Origin of the sequence: Geodermatophilus maliterrae (assembly GCF_041018925.1) — a bacterium.
GTDB lineage: Bacteria > Actinomycetota > Actinomycetes > Mycobacteriales > Geodermatophilaceae > Geodermatophilus > Geodermatophilus maliterrae.
Window position 1 is genome coordinate 21,201 of the sequence record NZ_JBFNXQ010000018.1, and the last position, 16,213, is coordinate 37,413.

The 16,213-nt window shown below is 74.7% G+C and carries 13 protein-coding genes; 9 read left to right on the forward strand and 4 right to left on the reverse strand.

The window, feature by feature from the left end:
- Positions 1-15 precede the first annotated feature (15 nt).
- Positions 16-855 (reverse strand): hypothetical protein, encoded by an 840-nt coding sequence (locus tag ABQ292_RS08040; RefSeq protein WP_369205046.1) that lies wholly within the window; start codon positions 853-855, stop codon positions 16-18.
- Between the two features lie 88 nt (positions 856-943).
- Here ABQ292_RS08040 and ABQ292_RS08045 point away from each other — a divergent pair, with 88 nt between their 5' ends.
- The 7 genes from ABQ292_RS08045 (at position 944) to mnhG (ending at position 9,369) form a co-directional block, all read left to right on the forward strand.
- The gene (locus ABQ292_RS08045; protein ID WP_369205048.1) at positions 944-2,755 is read left to right on the forward strand and encodes an ABC-F family ATP-binding cassette domain-containing protein; all 1,812 of its coding nucleotides are present in this window, start codon (positions 944-946) and stop codon (positions 2,753-2,755) included.
- Positions 2,756-2,928: 173 nt separating this feature from the next.
- On the forward strand, positions 2,929-5,805 hold the full coding sequence (locus tag ABQ292_RS08050; RefSeq protein ID WP_369205050.1) for a Na+/H+ antiporter subunit A: 2,877 nt from the start codon (positions 2,929-2,931) through the stop codon (positions 5,803-5,805).
- A complete protein-coding gene (locus ABQ292_RS08055) occupies positions 5,802-6,293 on the forward strand; it encodes a Na(+)/H(+) antiporter subunit C (RefSeq protein WP_369205052.1) in 492 nt (163 codons plus the stop codon). The genes ABQ292_RS08050 and ABQ292_RS08055 overlap by 4 nt, the downstream gene beginning before the upstream one ends.
- Positions 6,290-7,999, forward strand: coding sequence for a Na+/H+ antiporter subunit D (locus tag ABQ292_RS08060; protein ID WP_369205054.1), 1,710 nt, complete (start codon positions 6,290-6,292; stop codon positions 7,997-7,999). Before ABQ292_RS08055 ends, ABQ292_RS08060 begins: the two co-directional genes overlap by 4 nt.
- A gap of 73 nt (positions 8,000-8,072) precedes the next feature.
- Entirely contained in the window at positions 8,073-8,639 is a 567-nt protein-coding gene (locus ABQ292_RS08065) for a Na+/H+ antiporter subunit E (protein WP_369205056.1), read from the forward strand.
- On the forward strand, positions 8,636-8,965 hold the full coding sequence (locus ABQ292_RS08070; protein ID WP_369205058.1) for an MrpF/PhaF family protein: 330 nt from the start codon (positions 8,636-8,638) through the stop codon (positions 8,963-8,965). Before ABQ292_RS08065 ends, ABQ292_RS08070 begins: the two co-directional genes overlap by 4 nt.
- Entirely contained in the window at positions 8,959-9,369 is a 411-nt protein-coding gene (mnhG, locus tag ABQ292_RS08075) for a monovalent cation/H(+) antiporter subunit G (RefSeq protein WP_369205060.1), read from the forward strand. Before ABQ292_RS08070 ends, mnhG begins: the two co-directional genes overlap by 7 nt.
- 26 nt (positions 9,370-9,395) lie before the next feature.
- Here the strand turns inward: mnhG and leuA are convergent, their stop codons facing one another.
- The 3 genes from leuA to ABQ292_RS08090 all read right to left on the reverse strand — a co-directional run bounded on the left by leuA (position 9,396) and on the right by ABQ292_RS08090 (position 13,784).
- Complete coding sequence (gene leuA / locus ABQ292_RS08080; RefSeq protein ID WP_438940574.1) at positions 9,396-11,132, reverse strand: 2-isopropylmalate synthase; 1,737 nt, start codon at positions 11,130-11,132, stop codon at positions 9,396-9,398.
- A gap of 179 nt (positions 11,133-11,311) precedes the next feature.
- On the reverse strand, positions 11,312-11,962 hold the full coding sequence (locus ABQ292_RS08085) for a helix-turn-helix domain-containing protein (RefSeq protein WP_369205062.1): 651 nt from the start codon (positions 11,960-11,962) through the stop codon (positions 11,312-11,314).
- Positions 11,963-12,191: 229 nt separating this feature from the next.
- Positions 12,192-13,784, reverse strand: coding sequence for a phospholipase D family protein (locus ABQ292_RS08090; RefSeq protein WP_369205064.1), 1,593 nt, complete (start codon positions 13,782-13,784; stop codon positions 12,192-12,194).
- Between the two features lie 97 nt (positions 13,785-13,881).
- On the opposite strand from ABQ292_RS08090, the gene ABQ292_RS08095 reads away from it, so the two are divergent.
- Complete coding sequence (locus ABQ292_RS08095; RefSeq protein ID WP_369205066.1) at positions 13,882-15,150, forward strand: aspartate kinase; 1,269 nt, start codon at positions 13,882-13,884, stop codon at positions 15,148-15,150.
- A complete protein-coding gene (locus ABQ292_RS08100) occupies positions 15,147-16,211 on the forward strand; it encodes an aspartate-semialdehyde dehydrogenase (RefSeq protein ID WP_369205068.1) in 1,065 nt (354 codons plus the stop codon). Before ABQ292_RS08095 ends, ABQ292_RS08100 begins: the two co-directional genes overlap by 4 nt.
- The last annotated feature ends 2 nt before the right edge of the window (positions 16,212-16,213 follow it).

Below are 16,213 nucleotides of genomic sequence, written 5' to 3' on the forward strand. Positions count from 1 at the left end.
TGACCGTCCGGTGACTCAGCGCAGCAGGCGGGTGACGCCGGTCGGGCCCTCGTCGGTGTCCTCGGGCGCCAGCACCGCCGTGCGCTCGGCCAGCCGCGGTCGCCAGGCGGCGGGGGCGCCGGCCAGCCAGCCGGCGCCGGCGTCGGTGAGCCGGCCGTCGGAGCGCAGCGGCGCCCAGCCGCGCAGCGAGCGCAGTCCCTCGGCGGCGGTGACCAGCGTGCGGGCGACGCCGCGGCGGCGGTACACCGGCGCCACGGTCACCGTGTCGACCAGCCCCGAGCGGGTCCACCAGCGCACCTCGGCGATGCGGTCGGCGGCGTGGACCCCGGCGGCGGCCAGCTCGTGCGGGCCGACCAGCGCACCGGGCGGGAAGGCGGCGCCCCGGAAGGCCAGCAGCGAGGTCGAGGGCAGCGCGGTGGAGGCGTGGTGCACCTCGGCGAACCACATCGGCGGGCACAGCGCGGCCAGCGACCCGGCGACCTCGATCCGCAGCACCCGGCCGTCGGCGGCCCGGAAGCGGACGTCGACCTGCCACCCGGCGGGCCGGCGGCCGCGGGCGTCGACCGCGGTCATGTCCACCGGGGTGCCGTCGGCGAAGCGGTCGGAGTGCACCGCGACGAGCGAGTGCTCGACCGGGCCGGGGCCGCGGCGCAGCAGCCGCGCCCACCACAGCGCGGTCGTCGCCGGGGCCGGCTCGGGCAGTGGCGGGACCGCCCGCAGGTGCGGCCCGGCCGGCGCCGGACGGGGGACGCCGCGTCGTCGGCCGCTGCCGTGGTGCTCACGTGGTCCTCCGCTGCCTGTCGGACGTGTGGGGACGACTCCCCGGACGCCGCTTGCAGCCGCCTTGGGGTCCACCAGCGCAGTCGACCCGGGATCCGGCCCCTCTCACGAGAGGCCCTGGAGGCGACGGCGATACTGGGGAGCCCATGACCTGGACCCGACGGTGAGCGCCCCGCTGAACCTGCTCAACCTCGAGCGGGTGTCGAAGGCGCACGGCACGACCGTGCTGCTCGACGACGTCTCGCTCGGGGTGGCCTCCGGCGAGCGGATCGGCGTCGTCGGCCGCAACGGCAGCGGCAAGTCCACGCTGCTCGGCGTCCTCACCGGGCGGGAGGACCCCGACACCGGGCGGGTCACCCAGCGCGGCGACCTCGCCGTCGGTGTCCTCGACCAGTCCGGCACCCTGCCGCCGGGCGCGACCGTCCGCGACGTCGTGTTGCCGGAGAGCCTGTTCGCCGCCGAGCACGAGTGGGCCGCCGACGCGGGCGTCCGCAGCGTGCTGACCGGCCTGGAGCTCGACCGGCTGGGGCTGGACAGCCCGGTCGCGCCGATGTCGGGCGGCGAGCGGCGCCGCGTGGCGCTGGCCGCGCAGCTGATCCGGCCGCTGGACCTCCTCGTGCTCGACGAGCCGACCAACCACCTCGACGTCGAGGGCGTGGCCTGGCTCGCCGACTTCGTCACGCGGCGGGTCGGCGCGCTCGTCGTCGTCACCCACGACCGCTGGTTCCTCGACGAGGTCTGCACCCAGACGTGGGAGGTCGCCGACGGCGCGGTGCACGCCTACGAGGGCGGCTACGCGGCGTACGTGCTGGCCCGGGCCGAGCGCTCGCGGATCGCGGCGGTCACCGAGGAGCGGCGGCAGAACCTGGTGCGCAAGGAGCTGGCCTGGCTGCGCCGCGGGCCGCCCGCGCGCACCAGCAAGCCACGGTTCCGCATCGAGGCGGCCGAGGCGCTGATCGCCGACGAGCCGCCACCGCGCGAGACGATGGCGCTCAAGGGCTTCGCCGCCCGCCGGCTCGGCCGGACCGTCTACGACGTCGAGGACGTCGACTACGCCGTCCCCGCCGACGACGGCCCGCGCCCGCTGTTCCGGGACCTGACCTGGCACGTCGGACCCGGCGACCGGATCGGCGTCGTCGGGGTGAACGGCGCCGGGAAGACGTCGCTGCTGCGGCTGCTGGTCGGTGAGACCGAGCCCGACCGCGGCCGCGTGGTGCGCGGGCAGACGGTGGCGCCGGCCTACCTGTCGCAGCACGTCACCGAGCTGCCCGCGCGGCTGCGGGTGCTCGAGGCGGTGCAGGAGATCGCCCGCATCGCGCGGATCGGCAACCAGGAGATCTCGGCGTCGTCGCTGGCCGAGCGGTTCGGGTTCCCGGCGTCGCGGCAGTGGACGCCGGTCGGCGACCTCTCCGGCGGTGAGCGGCGCCGGCTGCAGCTGCTGCGGCTGCTCATGGCCGAGCCCAACGTGCTGCTGCTCGACGAGCCCACCAACGACCTCGACATCGACACGCTCACCCAGCTCGAGGACCTGCTCGACTCCTTCCCCGGCACGGTGCTGGTGGTCAGCCACGACCGGTACTTCGTCGACCGGGTGTGCGACTCGGTGGTGGCCCTCATGGGCGACGGCTCGCTGGCCGCGCTGCCCGGCGGCGTCGAGGAGTACCTGGCGCGCCGGGCGGCGGGCGAGGCGGCCCTGCCCTCCTCCGGGGGCGGGCTGACCCCGGCGGCCGCGGCGCCGGTCGCCGCCGGGCCCTCGGCGGCCGAGGTCCGCGCGGCCCGCAAGGAGGCCGCCCGGCTGGAGCGCCGGCTGGAGAAGCTGGGGACCGAGGAGGAGCGGCTGCACGCCGACCTCGCCGCGGCGGCCACCGACCACGCGCGGGTGCTCGAGCTCGACGGCCGGCTGCGGGAGCTGCTCGCCGAGAAGGAGCAGGTCGAGACCGACTGGCTGGCCGCCGCCGAGCTCGCCGAGGGCTGAGGTGGCACGTCCTCCCGCACCGCAGCGGGTCCTCCCCGGCGGGTGGGCGGTCGGGGAGGACGCGCGACGATCAGGGGACCTGATCGTGGCCGGGTAGTCTGGGGGTCACCGCCGGCCGTCGTCCGACCGACGTCACTGGTGTCCCCGAGCCGCCCCTCGACTCCCGGAGACACGTGCTCGTACTGCTGCTCCTCCACCTCCTCGCCGGCGTGCTGGCGCCTCTTCTCGTGCGGTGGTGGGGCAGGCAGGCCTTCCTGGCGCTGGCGCTGGTGCCCGCCGCCGCCTTCGCGTGGGTGCTCTCCCGGCTCGGCCCCGTGCTCGCCGGCGAGGAGCAGCGGGAGACGGTGCCGTGGGTCCCCGCGCTCCAGCTCGACGTCGCCCTGCGGCTCGACGCCCTGGCGCTCGCCTTCGCCGCGCTGGTCACCGGCGTCGGGGCGCTGGTGCTGGTCTACTGCGCCCGCTACTTCGCCCCGGGCGAGGAGGGCACCGGCCGCTTCGCCGGCTGCCTCACCGCCTTCGCCGGGTCCATGCTCGGCCTGGTCCTCGCCGACGACCTGCTGCTGCTCTACGTGTTCTGGGAGCTCACCACCGTCTTCTCCTTCCTCCTCATCGGGGGGTCGGGACGGCGGCTGGCCGCGCGCCGGGCGGCGTCCCAGGCGCTGATCCTCACCACCGCCGGCGGCCTGGCCATGCTGGTCGGCCTGATCCTGGTCGGCCAGGCCAGCGGCTCCTTCCTGCTGTCGGAGGTCGTCGCCGACCCTGGCAGCGGCACCGCGATGACCGTCGGGGCGGCCCTGGTGCTCGCCGGTGCGGTCACCAAGTCGGCGCTGGTGCCCTTCCACTTCTGGCTGCCCGCGGCCATGGAGGCGCCGACGCCGGTCAGCGCCTACCTGCACGCCGCGGCGATGGTGAAGGCCGGCGTCTACCTGGTCGCCCGCCTCGCTCCGGGCCTCGCCGACGTCCCCGGCTGGCGGCCGGTCGTGCTGGGCCTGGGCGTGGCGACCATGCTCGTCGGCGGGTACCGCGCGCTGCGCCAGAAGGACCTCAAGCTGCTGCTGGCCTTCGGCACCGTCAGCCAGCTGGGCTTCCTCGTCACGCTCGTCGGTGCGGGCAGCTCCGAGCTGGCCGTCGCCGGGCTGACCATGACGATCGCGCACGCGCTGTTCAAGTCCACGCTGTTCCTCACCGTCGGCGTCGTCGACCACGCGACCGGCACCCGCGACCTGCGCCGGCTCTCCGGCCTCGGCCGGCGGTTGCCGGTCCTCGCCGCCATCGGCACGGCCGCCGCGGCCTCCATGGCCGGGCTGCCGCCGCTGCTGGGCTTCGTCGGCAAGGAGGCGGCGTTCACCGCCCTGCTGGACGGCGGGCTGCCCGACCGGACCGTCGCGCTCGTCGTCCTCGCCGGGCTGGTCGCGGGCTCGGTGCTCACCGCCGCCTACACCGCCCGCTTCGTGTGGGGCGCCTTCGCCCGCAAGCCCGGCAGCGCCGACACCGGGCTCGAGCACCCGCCGGAGCCGCTGTTCCTCGCCGCCCCCGCCGTCCTGGCGCTGACCGGGCTGGTGCTCGGGCCGGCCAGCCCGCTGCTGGACCCGCTGGTCGCCGCCTACGCCGAGACGCTGCCGCTGCTGGCCCCCGAGGCCGAGCACCTGGCGCTGTGGCACGGCTGGCAGCCGGCGCTGGCTCTGTCGGCGCTCACGGTCGCCGGCGGCGCCGCGCTGTTCGCCGTCCGGGAGCGGGTCCAGCGGCTGCAGCGGCGGGTGGCCGTCGGCGCCTCGGCCGACGAGGGCTACTGGAACGTCGTGCAGGGCATCGACCGGCTCTCGGTGCTGGTCACCGGCACGACCCAGCGCGGCTCGCTGCCGGCCTACCTCGGCACCATCCTGGTGACCGTGCTGGCCCTGCCCGGCACGCTGCTGCTCACCCGCGCACCGTGGCCCGGTGAGTGGCGGGCCTGGGACACCCCGGTGCAGGCGGTGGTCGGCGTCGTCGTCGTGACCGCCGCCGCGCTGACCCTGCGGATCCGCCAGCGGCTGTCGGCGGTGCTGGTCGTCGGCGTCACCGGCTACGGCATCGCCGTCGTCTTCGCGCTGCAGGGCGCCCCGGACCTCGCGCTCACCCAGTTCCTCGTGGAGACGCTCACGCTCGTCGTCTTCGTGCTGGTGCTGCGCAAGCTCCCCAAGGACATCTCCGAGCGGCACCGGCCCCGCGAGCGCGCCGTCCGCGGGGTGATCGCGGTCGCGGTGGGCGCGTTCATGGCCGCCGTCGGCGCGGTGGCGCTGTCCGCCCGCACCGCCACCCCGGTGTCGGCGGGCTGGCCCGGGCCGGCGTACGACTTCGGCGGCGGCAAGAACGTCGTCAACGTGACGCTGGTCGACATCCGCGCCTGGGACACCCTCGGCGAGATCTCGCTGGTGGTCGTCGCCGCCACCGGCGTGGCCAGCCTGGTCTTCCTCCGCGGGCGCACCGGCGGCGTCGACCGCGTGACCCGCGCGGACCTGGCGCAGCGGCGCGAGCCGGCCCGGCGGGCCCCGCGGGACCGCTGGCTGGCCGCTACGGCGACGCTGGACCCGGCCCGGCGCTCGGTCGTGCTCGAGGTGGTCACCCGGCTGCTGTTCCACACGATCATGGTGTTCTCGCTGTACCTGCTCTTCTCCGGCCACAACGAGCCCGGCGGCGGCTTCGCCGGCGGCCTGGTCGCGGGCCTGGCCCTGGTGCTGCGCTACCTGGCCGGCGGGCGCTACGAGCTCGGCGAGGCCGCGCCGGTGGCCCCCGGCCTGCTCCTGGGCAGTGGGCTGCTGTTCGCCGGCGGCACCGGCGTCGCCGGCCTGGCGCTGGGTGAAGGGGTCCTGCAGACGGCGATCCTGCAGACGACGCTGCCGGTCCTCGGCGACGTCAAGCTCGTGACCTCGCTGTTCTTCGACTGCGGCGTCTACCTGATCGTCGTCGGGCTGGTCCTCGACGTGCTGCGCAGCCTGGGCGCCGAGCTCGACCGCCAGGAGGACCAGGAGGACCCGATCGAACTCGACCCCGGGGAGGTGGTGCTGCGATGACCCCCACGATCGTGCTGCCGGTGATGATCGGCGGGCTCTACGCGGCGGGGGTGTACCTGCTCCTGGACCGCAGCCTCACCCGCGTGCTGCTGGGCTTCGTGCTGCTGGGCAACGCGACCAACCTGCTGCTGCTGTCCACCGGCGGACCCTCGGGGCTCGCGCCGATCCTCGGCTACTCCGACCCGGAGGAGATCAACGACCCGCTGCCGCAGGCGTTGATCCTGACCGCCATCGTGATCACCTTCGGCGTCTCGGCGTTCGTGCTGGCGATCATCCACCGCTCCTGGCGGCTGGCCCGCAACGAGGCCGTCGGCACCGACGAGGAGGACCGCCGGGTCGCCGCCCGGCGGGCTCCGGACGCCGACGAGCTCGACCCGGACGACCTGGACCCCGACGACCGGGCCGCCGGCCACGCCGACAGCCTCGCCGGGGACCTCGACGACCTGGCCGACGACGTCGACCTGCCCGCGGGGAGCGGCAGCCGGTGATCGAGGTCCTCGCTCCGCTGCCGGTGCTGCTCCCGCTGCTGGGGGCGGCCGGCGCGCTGCTCGTCTCCGGCCACCCGACCTTCCAGCGCACCCTCAGCGTGACCGTGCTGTCCGCCGTGCTCGCCGTCTCGGTCGTCCTGCTGCTCGTCGCGGACGCCGAGGGCGCGAGCTCGGTGTCCGTCGGCGGCTGGCCGGTCCCGCTGGGCATCGTGCTGGTCGTCGACCGGCTGTCGGCGCTGATGCTGGTGGTCGCCTCGACCGTGGCGCTGGGCGTCCTCGTGTTCGCCGTCGGCCAGGGCGCGGCCGACGGGTCGGAGGAGACGCCGCTGTCGATCTTCCACCCGACGTTCCTGGTGCTCGTCGCGGGCGTGGGCAACGCCTTCCTCGCCGGTGACCTGTTCAACCTCTACGTCGGCTTCGAGATCCTGCTCATGGCCTCCTACGTGCTGCTCACCCTCGGTGGCACGGCGGCGCGCATCCGCGGCGGCATCACCTACGTCGTGGTCAGCCTGACCAGCTCGCTGGTGTTCCTCGCCGCGATCGGCCTGGTCTACGCCGCGACCGGCACGGTGAACATGGCGCAGCTCGCGGTCCGGCTCGGCGAGCTGCCCGAGGGCACGCAGGTGCTGCTGCAGTCGATGCTGCTCATCGCGTTCGGCATCAAGGCCGCGGTCTTCCCGCTGTCGGCCTGGCTGCCCGACAGCTACCCGACCGCGCCCGCCCCGGTCACCGCCGTCTTCGCCGGCCTGCTCACCAAGGTCGGCGTGTACGCGATCATCCGCACCCAGACGCTGCTGTTCCCCGGCGGCGCGCTCGACGACGTGCTGATGTGGGCGGCGCTGGCCACGATGCTGATCGGCATCCTCGGCGCGGTCGCGCAGAGCGACCTGCGGCGGATGCTGTCGTTCACGCTGGTCAGCCACATCGGCTACATGGTGTTCGGCATCGCCCTGGGGACGGCGGCGGGGCTGGCCGGCGCGGTCTTCTACGTGGCCCACCACATCGCCATCCAGACGACGCTGTTCCTGGTCGCCGGGCTGGTCGAGCGCCAGGGCGGGACGACGTCGGTGAACCGGCTCGGCGGCATGGCCCGGCGCTCGCCGCTGCTGGCCGTGCTGTTCTTCGTGCCGGCGATGAACCTGGCCGGGATCCCGCCGCTGTCGGGCTTCATCGGCAAGCTCGGCCTCCTGCAGGCCGGCGTCGCCGAGGGCAGCGCCGCGGCGTTCACGCTGGTCGCCGGCGGGGTGGTGACCAGCCTGCTCACGCTGCTCGCGGTCGCCCGCGTCTGGACCCGTGCCTTCTGGCGGTCCCCGAGCCAGGCGCCGGCCGAGGACACCGCGGCCGCCGCCGCGGCAGCCGCGGCCGCCACGCTGCGGCCCCGGGCCACGGGCGACGGTGCGGCGTCCTCCGACGGGGAGGCGTCCCCGGACGGCGGGGCACGCACCGCGCTGCAGGAGGCGTGGCGCCGGCACACCGCGGTGGCGACGGCGACCGAGCCCGACCTCCCGCCCGCGGCGGGGGCGGTCCGGGCGCTGCGCCCGCTGCCCGGGACGATGGTGGGCGCCACCGCGGCGCTGGTCACGCTCACCGTGGCCCTCACCGGGCTGGCCGGGCCGCTGTACGGCCTGGCCGACCGGGCCGCGACGGACCTGGTGGACCGCACGCCCTACGTGTCCTCGGTGTTCGGGACGGAGGAGGTGCCGTGAGCGAGCTCGCGAGCTCACGCATGAGCACGGCAGCGCCGCTCACGGAGGCGACGAGCGCCAGCGAGGAGGCTCCGTGAGCGTCGAGCCCGCCGCGACCCGGCTGCGCCACCAGATCCCGCTGGTCGTGTGGCTGGTCGTGGTCTGGATGCTGCTGTGGGGCACCTGGTCGTGGGCGAACCTGCTGTCCGGCCTGCTCGTCGCCCTGACCGTGCTGACGCTGCTGCCGCTGCCGCACGTGGTCGGCGGGGTCCGGCTCCGGCCGGCGCCGCTGCTGGCCTTCCTGGGGCACTTCGTCGTCGACCTGTTCGTGTCCGGTGCCGACGTCGCCTGGCAGGCCCTGCGACCCGGCGGGGTGCACCGCACCGCGATCGTGCAGGTCCAGTTGCGCGCCGACTCCGACCTGCTGCTGACGATGGTCGCCGAGGCGACCTCGCTCGTCCCCGGGTCCCTGGTGCTGGACCTGGACCGGGAGCAGCGGGTGATGACCCTCCACCTGCTGCCCGTGCGCGACCTGGCCGACGTGGCGCGGAAGAAGGCCCACGTCCTCGTGGTCGAGGAGCGGCTGGTCCGGGCGTTCGGCTCGGCCGACGACGTCGCCGCCCTCGAGGCGCAGTCCGGAGAGGGGGTGCCGACGCCGTGACACTCGTCGCCGCGGCGCTGTACGCGTTGATCGGCGGGGGAGCGCTGCTCGCCCTCGTCCGGCTGGCCCGCGGTCCGTCGCTGCTGGACCGGGTGGTCGCCACGGACACGCTCCTGGTGATCATCTCCGCCGGCCTGGCGGTCCACGCCGCGCTGGTGCGCGACCCGACGCTCGTGCCGGTGCTGGTGGTCGTGGCGCTGCTGGCCTTCGTCGGCTCGGTGTCGGTGGCCCGCTACGTCGGCGGGATGCTGCTGCGCTCGCGCACCGGGGACGGCCGGGACCTCGGCCTGCCGGTGGCCGCCGAGGTAAGGGAGAGCCGGTGGTGACCGCACTCGCCGACGTCGTGGCCTTCGCCTGCCTGCTGGCCGGCGCCGTCCTGTGTCTCACCGCCGGGCTGGGGCTGGTGCGCTTCCCGGACGTGCTGTCCCGGATGCACGCCGGCACCAAGCCCCAGGTGCTCGGTGTCCTGCTCGTCATGGTCGGGGCCGCCATCCGGCTCGACGGCTGGGCCAACGCCTGGATGCTGCTGCTCGTGGCGGCCTTCCAGCTGCTGACCGCACCGGTGAGCGCGCACCTGATCAGCCGGGTGGCCTACCGCCGCCGGCACGTGCGCCGGGACCTGCTGCTGGTCGACGAGTTCGGCAGTGCCGGTCACCAGGACGTGCGCCACCACGGCGACGAGCCCGGCGACGCCCCACCCGAGGACCCGGAGGCCCGGCCGGCCGGCTGAGCTCCTGCCGGCCGGGCTCCGGTGGCCTACCGCTGGGCCCGGTTCACCGCCGAGACGACCGCGCGCAGCGACGCCGAGACGATGTTCGGGTCGATGCCCACGCCCCACAGCACGCGGTCGCCCACGGCGCACTCGACGTAGGCGGCGGCCCGGGCGTCACCGCCGGCCGAGAGCGCGTGCTCGGCGTAGTCCAGGACGCGGACGTCGACGTCGAGGCTCCGCAGCGCGTCGACGAAGGCCGCGATCGGGCCGTTGCCCCGGCCCTCGACGACCACCGGGACCCCCTCGTCGGTCAGCTCGACCACCATCTCGTCGACCTGGTCGCCGTGGGCGGTGTGCCGGTGGCCGCTGAGCGCGAAGCGGCCCCACGGCGTGTCCGGGTCGGGCAGGTACTCGCTGCTGAACGCGGCCCACATCTGCTGGGCGGTCACCTCACCGCCCTCGTCGTCGGTGTGCCGCTGGATGACCGCGCTGAACTCGATCTGCAGCCGGCGCGGCAGGTCGAGCTGGTTCTCGGTCTTCATGATGTAGGCGACGCCGCCCTTGCCGGACTGGCTGTTCACCCGGATGACCGCCTCGTAGCTGCGGCCGACGTCCTTGGGGTCGATCGGCAGGTACGGGACCGCCCAGGGCATCTCGTCGACGGTCCTGCCGGCGGCCTGCGCGTCGGCGGCCAGCGCCGCGAAGCCCTTGTTGATCGCGTCCTGGTGCGAGCCCGAGAAGGCGGTGTAGACCAGGTCGCCGCCGTAGGGGTGCCGCTCGTGCACGCCCAGCTGGTTGCAGTACTCGACGGTGCGGCGGATCTCGTCGATGTCGGAGAAGTCGATCTGCGGGTCGATGCCCTGGCTGAACAGGTTCAGGCCCAGCGTGACCAGGTCCACGTTGCCGGTGCGCTCGCCGTTGCCGAACAGGCAGCCCTCGATGCGGTCGGCGCCGGCACGGTGGCCCAGCTCGGCGGCGGCGACGGCGGTGCCGCGGTCGTTGTGCGGGTGCAGGGACAGGACGACGGCGTCGCGGCGGCCCAGGTTGCGGTGCATCCACTCGATCTGGTCGGCGTAGACGGTGGGCTCGGCCATCTCGACGGTCGCGGGCAGGTTGAGGACGGTCGGCCGGTCGGGGGTCGGCTCCCAGACGTCGGTGACCGCGTTGCAGATCTCGACGGCGAAGTCCAGCTCGGTGCCGGTGAAGGACTCCGGGCTGTACTGGTAGCGGATCTCGGTGTCGCCCATCTGCTCGGCCAGCTTGCGCACCAGCTGCGCGCCGTGGACGGCGATGTCGACGATGCCGGCGCGGTCGGAGCCGAAGACCACGCGCCGCTGCAGGGTGCTGGTCGAGTTGTACAGGTGCACGATCGCCTGCCGGGCGCCGCGCAGGGACTCGAAGGTGCGCTCGATCAGCTCGTCGCGGGCCTGGGTGAGCACCTGGACGGTGACGTCGTCGGGTACCAGGTCGTCCTCGACCAGCTGGCGGATGAAGTCGAAGTCGGTCTGGCTGGCCGCGGGGAAGCCGACCTCGATCTCCTTGTAGCCCATCCGGACCAGCAGCTCGAACATCCGCCGCTTGCGGTCGGGGGTCATCGGGTCGATGAGGGCCTGGTTGCCGTCGCGCAGGTCGACGGCGCACCAGCGCGGGGCCGCGGTGGTGACCTTCGCCGGCCAGGTGCGGTCGGGCAGGTCGATCTGCTGGAAGGGGGCGTAGCGGTGGATCGGCATGCGCGAGGGACGCTGGGGGTTGCGGGCGTGCGGGTGCTGCGGGGTGCTCACGGGGACTCGACTCCTCTGGCGCGGGCTGGACTGTCGCTCCTGGGGGCGGTCAGCAGGCGCCGGGGACGCACCCGAACACACGGCAGGATCTCCGCGGCGAGGGGGCCGACCTAGGAGAGGGCCTCGCCGCGGCGGGTAAGCAGGAGGCTGCCGCGCACGGTCATCACGGTAGCAGCGGGTCAGCCGGCGTCGCAGCCACACGGGCAGTCCGCGGCGTGCCGCGGCCGTTCCCCGGGCCGGGGTGGCTCCTCGTCGAGCAGGAACTCGTCGCAGGCCGGCGGGCAGGTGCAGCGGAGGTCGTCGATCGGCCGGCGTCCCGCTGAGCGGCGGCGCTCGAGCTCCTCGACACGAGCCCGGCGGGCCGCCGCCCGCCGCGCCGCGGCCCGCTCGGCCGGCGTGTCGCCGGGGCGCGGCTGCTGGTGGTCGGCGGGGGTGCCCCCTCGCGCCCGACGGAGGCGGTCCCTGGTGCCCCGGTCACGCGTGAACGTGTAGGTGACCGGTGGGCGGTCGTAGCGGTGCGGACCGTGCCACCAGCCGTCGTCGCCGTGCCGTGTGTCGAGGTGGGCGGGGAAGCGCCGGCCGCCGTCGTCCCGGACGGCGTCGCCGTCCATGGGGACGATCTCCACGCCGTCGCCGTCCAGCAGCGCGAGCCGGAGCCCGGCGACGGCCGCGGCGCGGGCCAGGTTCCGGGCGTCGAGTCCGCGCGTGCCCGCCTCGGCCGTGGCGATCGCCGTCTTGGACAGGCCGCTGCGCTCGGCCAGTTCCCGCTGCGACACGTCGGCCGTGCGGCGGATGCGCCGCAGGATCCCGGACAGCTCGAACTCGGCCACGCGGCCGGCGTGGCCGTAGATCGACCTGCCGCACGGCCCCTCACCACCCTGGGGACGGTCGTGCTCTGCCCACGGTCCGGACCAGAGCACGAGGGGTCGAGGGTGCTAGGGGTTGTGCGACCTCGTGCTCTGGTCCGTATCGGGGGCAGAGCACGAGGACGCCGGAGGTGTACCTGCCGGGTGTCCGCGGGCGGGGAGCGGGACGCAGGAGCGGCGGCGGGCGGCGGGCTCAGAAGTCGCCGCGGCGGCGGAGGCGCAGGGGGCGGCCGTCGGGGTCGTCGACCAGGCGGTAGACCGGCGTGGCCCACAGCCGGGTCGGCAGCGACAGGCGCTCGGGCCGGTGGTGGCGCAGCCGGCCGCGGGGGCGCGGGCCGACGCGGCCGCCGTCGTGCCAGGCGTCGAGCGCGTCGGCCGCGGCGTCGAGCGTGGCGACGAACGCCGCGGGGTCGACCAGGTCGGCGTCCTCGCTGCCGTCGGCGGCCCGGTCGGTGTGCTCGCGGGCCAGCTGCAGCCGCAGGTCGCGGGCGAAGGTGCGCGCGCCGTCGCCGGTGCCGGCCGGGTCGCGCGGCTCCCGGGGGTCGAGGGTGGTGTCGAGGACGGCGCTGGAGAGCTCGCTGTCGTGGGTCCACGAGCGCCGGTTGAAGTTGTCGCTGCCCACGCTGGCCCACACGTCGTCGACCACGCACACCTTCGCGTGCATGTACACCGGCGTTGCCTCGTGGTTCTCGACGTCGTAGACGTGCACCCGGTCGCGGCCGGCCCGCCGGCACGCCTCGATCGCCTCCCACCGCCCGACGTACTGCGGCCGCTCGGCGATCGCGCCCTCCTGGTCGGGCACCCGCGGGACCACGACCACCAGGTGCAGGTCGTCGTACCCGGCCAGCGCCTCGGCGAACAGGCGGGCGACGTCGGCCGACCACATGTACTGGTCCTCGAGGTACACCAGCCGGCGCGCCCGCCTGATCGCCTTGCTGTAGCCGCGGGCGATCGAGCGCTCGCCGTCCGGGGCGAAGTCGTAGGGCGGCCGGATGGCGGGGTAGGTCCGCAGGTTCTGCACCAGGTGCGGCCCGGCCGGCGGCGGGGGTGGCAGTTGTGGCGGCAGCGGGTCGGCGTCCACCCGGCCGTGCCGCAGCCGGTCGAGGACGTGCGCGATCGGGTTGCCGGAGTCGGGGTCGGTCGGGTCGTCCCACCGCTCCCGGAAGACCGTGTCCACCGCCGCCACGGCCGGTCCGCGGATCTCCAGCTGGACGTCGTGCCACGGCGGGGTGGGCCCGTAGGCCGAGGACATCGGCAGCGTCTGCGGGTCGCCGCGGTGGTCGGCGTCGTCGCGCCGGCTGTGGCACAGGTCGATGCCGCCGACGAAGGCGACGTCCTTCGTGGAGTCCTGGTCGTGCCGGCAGACGACGAGCTTCTGGTGGTGGCTGCCCCCGCGTCGGACCCGCTGGTCGAGCACCACCAGGCCGCCGCCGTCCTCCACCTCGCGGTCGAGCGCCCGGTTCTCCCGCGCGCTGAACGACAGCCAGTCCACGTGCGAGCGCCAGACCAGCCCGCGCACGGTCACCCCGCGGCGGACCGCCTCGGTGAACAGCTGGGCCACCGTCGGCCCGCCGGGGCGCAGCTCCTCGTCGGGGTCGCCGCGCCAGTCGGTGAAGAACAGGTGGTCGTCCTCGTCGAGCTGCTCGACCACCTCGACCAGGCGGTCGAAGTAGGTGGTCCCGTGCACCAGGGGGATGGCGAGGTTGCCCTCGGTCCACGCCGGCAGGTCCGTGGCCGGGTTCCCCCGCTCCTCGGCACTGAGCAGCCAGTCCTCGGGAGCGGTCACCCGGCGATCACATCGTGCCGGGGCGGAGGGGCGCAACGGGGGTGCACACGGACGGGGAGTCGGGCGCCGCCCGCCCGCATCGGTAGCCTGTGGACCCGTGGCCCTCGTCGTGCAGAAGTACGGTGGCTCCTCCGTGGCCTCCGCCGCCCACATCAAGCGCGTGGCCGAGCGCATCGTCGCGGAGAAGAAGGCCGGCAACGACGTCGTCGTGGTCGTCTCCGCGATGGGCGACACCACCGACGAGCTGCTCGACCAGGCCAGCCAGATCACCGACGACCCGCCCGGCCGCGAGCTCGACGTGCTGCTCACCGCCGGCGAGCGCATCTCCATGGCGCTGCTGGCCATCGCGATCAGCACGCACGGCTACGAGGCCCGGTCGTTCACCGGCTCGCAGGCGGGGGTGATCACCACCTCCAGCCACGGCAGGGCGCGGATCATCGACGTCACGCCCGGCCGCCTGCGCTCGGCGCTCGACGAGGGCTCGATCGTCATCGTCGCCGGGTTCCAGGGCGTCAGCCAGGACACCAAGGACATCACCACGCTCGGCCGCGGCGGCTCCGACACCACCGCCGTCGCCGTGGCCGCGGCGCTGCGGGCCGACGTCTGCGAGATCTACACCGACGTCGACGGCGTCTTCACCGCCGACCCGCGGATCGTCCCCAACGCCCGGCGCCTGGAGACGGTCACCTACGAGGAGATGCTCGAGCTGGCCGCCTCCGGGGCGAAGGTGCTGGTGCTCCGGTGTGTCGAGTACGCCCGCCGCTACGGCATCCCCGTGCACGTCCGCAGCTCCTACTCACAGCTCCCCGGCACCGTGGTGACCGGCTCGATGGAGGACCTCAGCGTGGAACAGGCGATCATCACCGGCGTCGCGCACGACCGCAGCGAGGGCAAGATCACCGTCTACGGCGTCCCGGACCGGCCGGGCGAGGCCGCGCGGATCTTCCGGGTCCTCGCCGACGCGGAGATCAACATCGACATGATCGTGCAGAACGTGTCCGCCGAGGCCAGCAAGCTCGCCGACATCTCCTTCACGCTGCCCAAGAGCGACGGCCCGGCGGCCATCGCCGCGCTGGAGGGGGTCAAGCACACCGTCGGCTACAGCGACGTCCGCTTCGACCAGCACATCGGCAAGGTGAGCCTGGTCGGCGCCGGCATGCGCTCGCACCCCGGCGTGTCGGCCCGCTTCTTCGGCTCGCTGGCCGACGCCGGGGTCAACCTGGAGCTGATCAGCACCTCGGAGATCCGCATCTCCGTGGTGTGCCGCGACACCGACGTGGACGTCGCCGTCCGCGCGGTCCACGACGCCTTCGACCTCGGCACCGCCGACGAGCAGGCGGTCGTCTACGGAGGGACTGGACGATGAGCACCCCCAGCACCTGGAACGGCGACGGCCTGCGGGTCGGGGTCGTCGGCGCGACCGGCCAGGTCGGCGCCGTCGTGCGGCGGCTGCTCGCCGAGCGGCGCTTCCCGCTGGCCGAGCTGCGCTTCTTCGCCAGCGCCCGCTCCGCCGGCAGCACCCTGCCGTGGGCCGGCGGCGAGATCACCGTCGAGGACGCCGCCACGGCCGACCCCACCGGCCTGGACATCGCGATCTTCTCGGCCGGTGCCTCGACCTCGCGCGCGCAGGCCCCGCGTTTCGCCGCGGCCGGGGTGACCGTCATCGACAACAGCTCCGCCTGGCGCCGCGACCCCGACGTCCCGCTGGTCGTCAGCGAGGTCAACCCGCAGGCCCTGGCCCACGTCCCCAAGGGGATCATCGCCAACCCGAACTGCACCACCATGGCCGCGATGCCGGTGCTGCAGCCCCTGCACGCGCACGCCGGGCTCGTCCGCATCGTGGCCAGCACCTACCAGGCGGTCTCCGGCAGCGGGCTGGCCGGCGTCGACGAGCTCGACGGGCAGGTGCGGGCCGTCGTCGACAAGGCTGCCGAGCTCACCCACGACGGCGCCGCGGTGACCTTCCCCGAGCCGCAGAAGTACGTCGCGCCGATCGCGTTCAACGTGCTGCCGATGGCCGGCTCGGTCGTCGACGACGGCTCGTTCGAGACCGACGAGGAGCAGAAGCTCCGCAACGAGAGCCGCAAGATCCTCGGCATCCCCGACCTGCGGGTGTCGGGCACCTGCGTGCGCGTGCCGGTCTTCACGGGGCACTCGCTGTCGCTCAACGTCGAGTTCGACCGGCCGATCAGCGTCGAGCGCGCCACCGAGCTGCTCTCGACCGCGCCCGGCGTGCAGCTCACCGACGTCCCGACCCCGCTGCAGGCCGCCGGGCAGGACCCGAGCTACGTCGGCCGCATCCGGCAGGACGACGGCGTCGACGGCGGCCGCGGCCTCGCGCTGTTCGTCAGCAACGACAACCTGCGCAAGGGGGCGGCCCTCAACACCGTCCAGATCGCCGAGCTGCTGCTGGAGCGGGGTCGCTAGGG